At 55.0% G+C, this 6009-nt stretch carries 5 protein-coding genes; all 5 read right to left on the reverse strand.

All coding sequences use genetic code 11. The features are described from left to right. Positions 1–224, reverse strand: a 224-nt coding sequence (locus Q0C48_RS02545) for a hypothetical protein (protein WP_291521238.1), incomplete at its 3' end; no start/stop codon positions are given. Positions 225–486: 262 nt separating this feature from the next. After that, on the reverse strand, positions 487–2994 hold the full coding sequence (locus tag Q0C48_RS02550; RefSeq protein WP_291521240.1) for a plasma-membrane proton-efflux P-type ATPase: 2508 nt from the start codon (positions 2992–2994) through the stop codon (positions 487–489). 355 nt (positions 2995–3349) lie between these two features. Next, positions 3350–4600, reverse strand: coding sequence for a dihydrolipoamide acetyltransferase family protein (locus tag Q0C48_RS02555; RefSeq protein WP_291521242.1), 1251 nt, complete (start codon positions 4598–4600; stop codon positions 3350–3352). Beyond that, the gene (locus tag Q0C48_RS02560; protein ID WP_291521245.1) at positions 4597–5589 is read right to left on the reverse strand and encodes an alpha-ketoacid dehydrogenase subunit beta; all 993 of its coding nucleotides are present in this window, start codon (positions 5587–5589) and stop codon (positions 4597–4599) included. The genes Q0C48_RS02555 and Q0C48_RS02560 overlap by 4 nt, the downstream gene beginning before the upstream one ends. After that, positions 5586–6009: thiamine pyrophosphate-dependent enzyme (locus tag Q0C48_RS02565; RefSeq protein WP_291521247.1), on the reverse strand; the 424-nt coding region annotated here is incomplete at its 5' end. The genes Q0C48_RS02560 and Q0C48_RS02565, both read right to left, overlap by 4 nt.

Raw genomic sequence — 6009 nt, forward strand, 5'->3', positions numbered from 1 at the left:
GCTTGCAGCGAAATCTGGCAAATAGTGGCCGAGCGAATACCCCGAAGCTTGCTGCTAGCCGTTGGCGAAAGGTGTGGGTGATTTGACTTGAAGGCCGCACCCAATATAGGGTTTGTGGCCTTTTTATTGAAGAAAAGATCTCCGCCGATGGCAAATCCGCTGAGAACCAAGCTACGAGTGGGTTTGCGGGAATCAAGGCACCAGAAACCCACACCTTTCGCCAACGGCTAGAGCTTGCTGCGGGGATTTTTATTTATGCCAAATATTCAGATGTCATCCTGCACACATGGCATCCATATAAGTTACTTCATCCAATGGTAACTATTACACCCGCCATGTACTCGGTATGCTTCTGGTTGGAGTAATTATATATCTGCTTGAGCGCTTCTGCCTTTGCGAAAAACCGACATTAAAATTCCATCAAATGACCATCCAGCCCGATTTGCTGGCGACGGAATTTGAAAAAACCCCTTTTTCTGTCAGGCACTACTTAGGCGTAGAGAAGGGATACAACGGTTGATTCATCGTAGATACCAGAAGATGTTGATGCCTTGCCCGGAATTCGACGACGCGATAAATCCCCAGCTTGATGATGTCTAGTGCGATCATCCACACGGTATTGTAGACCCAGACCAGACCGATAAAGATCCAGGGTAGGGTGGGCACGAGGAATCCAAAGCCACAGATCAATACGGCTACCACTTGTGTGGCGACAATCGCGGAGGCGAGTTGCCAGGAGGGGTAGGGTCGTTTCCAGAACACGCCGCGGGTGCGGGTCAGGAAGAGCATCAGATGCCCGCCCGCTACGAGCTGCAAAAAAACAAGGGTCTGCAATATGGGGGTGGGCAAATGCAGCATCTCTTTACCAATCAAAAGAAGACCAAAAGTCTCCAGCACAGACAACCCGCCCAAAGTGGCGGCAATGGTAATCACTCGATGCATATCCCAGCGCACCGGTTTGGGATCAACACGCGTATTATCATACGCAATAGTCATGATGGGGATGTCATCCAACAGAGCCAGTATCACAATCATAATGGCCGTAAGAGGGAAGGAGTTGAAAAACAGCATCGCAAGAACCACGAAAACCATAATATCGATGGTCATGGCAATACGGTAAATGGTATAGCTGGTCATCCGCTCAAAAATACGACGTGCTTCTTCTACGGCTTTGATGATAGTAGACAGACCGGGCGCCGTAAGGACCAATGAAGCCGCTGCCCGAGCTGCGTCAGTAGCTCCTGAGACAGCGATACCCACTTCGGCCTGCTTGAGAGCGGGAGCATCATTCACCCCATCACCGGTCATGCCTATCAGATGACCTCTTTCCTGCAGCGCTTTGACAATTCCGTATTTATGTTCCGGAAAGACCTGCGCGAAGCCGTCCAGTTTCTCCATCTGTTCGGCGGCACCGGCGACTGGACGCCCATCGCTATCGAAGAGCACCTCCGTGGTTTGAATATTGGTGCCCAAGCCTAGCTGACCGGCGATTTCTTTGGCGATGGCCATATTATCACCGGTGACCATCTTAACCTGGATACCATGCGCCTTGGCTTGAGCGATGGTCTCTTTGGAGTCGACGCGGGGTGGGTCGAAGAGCGGCAGAATACCGAGAAAATCCCAGTTTTGACCGTCAGAGGATCGGGCCACACCCAAAGTTCGAAAACCTTTTGCCGCCATTTCATTCACGGTTTGGTCTGCGCGTTTGGCATCCTCTCCAGTGAGTTTCGCGAGGCCCACGATGATCTGGGGGGCACCCTTGGTAAATTGCCATTCCTTCCCGTCGCTGTCTGTGGCTTTGCCAGCAGTGCGCTTGCCGACCGGATCAAAAGGGGTAAAGTCTGTGACCTTCCAGCTTTTCAGTGCCTTCAGGTCGCTCAAACCGCCAAGCACGGCCATATCGATGGCGTCGTTGTCTTCTGCTCGCGACGCCAATGCTCCGGCCAGCAGCAACTCATCCTTATCTGTGGCACCGAATAGTACACCATCACCCAAGGTCAGTTTATTCTGTGTGAGGGTGCCGGTTTTGTCTGAGCAGAGAATATCGATGCCCGCCATTTCTTCAATGGACTGCAGGCGGGAAACAATGGCTTTCATGCGTGACAAACCGAGCGCACCCAGAGCCATCGTCACTGAAAGTACTGCCGGCATGGCAATCGGGATAGAAGCCACCACCAGAATCAAAATGAACTGCAACAATTTAAGCCACGGCTGCCCACGGATTAGCTCCACAACAATCAGAATTATCGCCAGGCCGAGAGCAATAAATATCAGGAAGTCTCCGACCTTTATGACGGCTTTTTGGAAATGTGAAACAGCACCTGCGTTCTCTACCAGTTTGGCAGTCTGTCCGAAGAAAGTCTGATTGCCGGTGGCGGTGACCAGCGCAGTCATTTCACCTTGCTTGGCGATGGTGCCGGAATAAGCCACGTCGCCGCTTTTTTTGCTCACAGGCAGCGACTCACCAGTAAGCGCCGACTGGTCCACTGAAAGATAATTACCTTCTAGCAGTTTAACGTCAGCAGCAATAATATCGCCCAGACGTATCCGGATAATATCGCCGGGTACCAGTTGATCAGCGGCCATCTCCGTCCATTTCCCATCGTGCAGCACCCGCGTTTTGAGAGCCAACTGATTTTTGAGCGCGGCAAGGGCATCTGCTGCCTTATGCTCCTCCCAGAACCCGATCAGACCATTGATGAGGAGCAGGGAGAAAACCACTATAAATGTGACCCATGCGCTACCTATTGCTGATAGTATGGCAGCAGCTTCGATCATCCAGGGAATGGGTCCCCAGAAATAACTGAGGAATTTCAGCCAGGGATTGTCCCTCTTCTCATCCAGCGTATTGGTGCCAAACCGTTGCAGACGTTGTTGGGCCTCCTGATCTGTCAGGCCCTTATTGCTACTGTCAAGTTTTTTGAAGACATCATCCGTACTGAGTTTCTCTGCTTCTTTGGCGCCAATGGCGACCAGAGTGGTATTGTCAGACATGGATGTTCTCCTGCTTTGTGTGATTATCCATGACCAAACGTCTCCGTTTCTTACTCATTGGATATGCCTCTTGACCTTTCTCAGTCGTCAATCGGACCGATCTATGATTAAAGTGGCCCCGGTGCCGAGTTGAATTTCACCTCCCAACCTGAGCGATCCAGAACCTTGGGAACTCTCAAACGGCAGGAAACCCTTCCAGCAAGGCGACTACCTCTGTCTCTACGGTCGGTTCAATCAGGCAAAGTGCTTGACCGCAGCAATGCGCCTTCCATGCCTTGGGTCTGGGGAGGTCTAACCTAGGCATGGATGGCAAATTTAAGCTTAGACGATCCGCTGTTGAGGCATTGAATATGCTTCAGTTCAGCCAAAAAATATCCTCCAGGCGACTACCCAACCGTTGCAGGAAGCGGGCAGCGTCGGCACCGAAAATCACCCGATGGTCACAACTCAGGGTGAAATCAGTCAATCCGTCTGGACCTGCGGCGGCGATGGCCAGTATAGCGGCAGCGCCCACCGGGACGATGGCGTTAAAACGCTCGACTTCCGGAAAAACTCCGAGGTTTGAGAGATAAAAACTGGCACCCCGATAGTCTTCTGGAGCAATCCGTCCATTTTTGACTTTGCCCAGTAGAATACGCCAGTCCTCTGCCAGTTCTTTGAGGGGACGGCTGGCGGCATTGCGTATCACGGGTGTAATGAGGCCCTCACCTGTATCTACGGCAATGCCGATGTCCACCCGACTACGCTTGGCAAGACCCGCCTGGGTCCAGGTATGATTAAACCAAGGGTCTTCTGCGACAGTCAGGGCGCAGGCTCGGCTCAAAGCGAGGGTCAGACCGATGCCAGCCTGCTTTGCAGCAGCATGCAGGGGCGTCATGGCGAAGCGGCTGCTGATGTGGAAGGTGGGCGTATCCAGGGTGGCCGACATGTTGCGGGCGACGGCGGCGCGCAACATATTGGGTCGCTCGATGGTATAAGGCGGTCCCATGTGCAGGTCGGCATCTTTGGGCGCGAGGGCGGCAGCCAGCACCTGCGCCGCATGAATGATGCCGTCGGGGCCTGGCTTGATGGATTGGATGTCCAATTCCAGATCCCGGGCCAGGGCACGGGCGTAGGGTGAGGTCTGAGCATTGTCGGTTGCTGTTGCGGAGCGCGCGACTGTCGGCGCAGGCGGGGCGCCGTCCATATGCTCTGCGATGGGTGCAGCACTCGCTGCCTTGGCTGGTGGAGCGCTCACTGCCCGGTCTGGCCGGGTCTCGCTGACAGGTGCTGGCGGTACGGGGGCCGTTGCGGTAGGTTCCGCAACATCTCTGCTGTTTTTCACTGTTGTACTGGGCGGGCTGCTGGGGTTGTTCTGTGCTGCTTCCCGTGTGTCTACGATATAACCGATGGCCTGGCGTACCGGAATATCCGTATCCACGGCGGCTAATGGACCTGCCAGATAACCACTGGCAAAGGCCTCTACATCCAGAATCGCCTTATCGGTTTCCACTTCGGCTATAGCATCGCCTTGTTTCACCGCTTCCCCAACCGCTTTGTTCCATCGGGTCAGGCGTCCAGTCTGCATCGTATCGGATAGCACCGGCATGGTAATTTCGCTTTTCATGCACTTTCTCCTGGCGGGGTCATGATCTGTCGGGCGGCCAGTACGATGTCTTCCACCCGGGGAATACTGGCCGCTTCCAAAGTCCCATTGAAGGGGGTAGGCAGATCTAGTCCCGCGACCCGGCGGATGGGCGCGTCCAGCAGATAAAAGCAGCGCTCCTGCAAGGTCGCCGCGAATTCGGCCCCAGCGCCGGCAAAACGGCAGTCTTCTTCGACAATCAGGCAGCGGTGGGTCTGTTCTACGGAGCGCGCGCAGGTCTCCCAGTCGATGGGCGACAGACTGCGGGGATCGATGATGGTGAGCTCAATACCTTCGGTGGCCAACTGCTCGGCGGCCTGTAACGCGAGGGGCAACATCTGGGAATAGGCGATACAGGTGATATCTCGGCCCTGCCGACGCACGACCGCCTGATGTATGGGAGGTGCTTCAGCGGCTTCATCGACTTCACCCTTGCTGAAATAGAGCAGTTCATGCTCCAGAACGATGATGGGGTCATCACTGCGGATAGCCTGGCGGAGCTGCCAGTAGGCGTCCTGAGGGGTGGCCGGGACAACGATACGCAGACCGGGTACATTCATCAGTTGATGTTCCAGACGCTGGGAATGTTGGGCACCTAGCTGCCGGGCGACGCCGCCAGGCATGCGGATGGTCAGCGGCATGGGAAACTGGCCACCCGACATGAAGGGGATTTTTGCTGCCATGTTGACGATGGCGTCCATGGCGAGGAGGGCAAAATTGATGGTCATGATTTCCACCACCGGACGCAGGCCCAGCATGGCGGCACCAACGCCGAGGCCGGTGAAGCTGTTTTCGGAAATGGGCGTATCGCGCACCCGCCATTCGCCATATTTGGCCATGAGGCCTTCGGTCACCCGGTAAGTGCCGCCGTAGAGACCCACATCTTCTCCGAGGGTCAGCACCGTTTCATCAGCAGCCATTTCGGCGTCCATGGCGCGGTTCAGGGCTTTCCAGTAGAGCATCTCACTCATTGTGCCGCCTCCATGAAGATTTCAAAACGACGATTGTGCTGAAAGGCTTTCCAAGCGTCCTGTAGCTCCGGTGCCGGGCTTTGCTCAGCAAAAGCCACCGCATCGGCAATTTCTTCCTGAATCTCCTGGCGCATGCGCTGGACAACAGCGTCATCCAGATGGCCTTCCTTACAGCAGCGATCCGTAAAGCGCGTTACACAATCCGCACCAGCCTCAGCAATGGCCTCAGCGCTGGGATACTGGTATTCCGCCTCATGAATGGCGGCGGCAATGGGATCATTGGCCTGATAGGCATTGAGTTCTGCCTTCGGGCGATAGGTGGCCGGATCGGCCATGGAGTGCCCCCGGTAACGATAGGTTTCCAACTCAAGGAACTGCGGTCCGTCTCCGGCACGGACCCTGGCCAGTGCCCTTTTGGCA

Origin of the sequence: Acidithiobacillus sp. (assembly GCF_023255755.1) — a bacterium.
GTDB lineage: Bacteria > Pseudomonadota > Gammaproteobacteria > Acidithiobacillales > Acidithiobacillaceae > Acidithiobacillus.

Bases quoted from the DNA above. Each gene is read 5' to 3' on its own strand.
- Q0C48_RS02550 (WP_291521240.1), bottom strand. From the start codon at position 2,994: ATGTCTGACAATACCACTCTGGTCGCCATTGGCGCCAAAGAAGCAGAG.
- Q0C48_RS02560 (WP_291521245.1), bottom strand. From the start codon at position 5,589: ATGAGTGAGATGCTCTACTGGAAAGCCCTGAACCGCGCCATGGACGCC.
- Q0C48_RS02555 (WP_291521242.1), bottom strand. From the start codon at position 4,600: ATGAAAAGCGAAATTACCATGCCGGTGCTATCCGATACGATGCAGACT.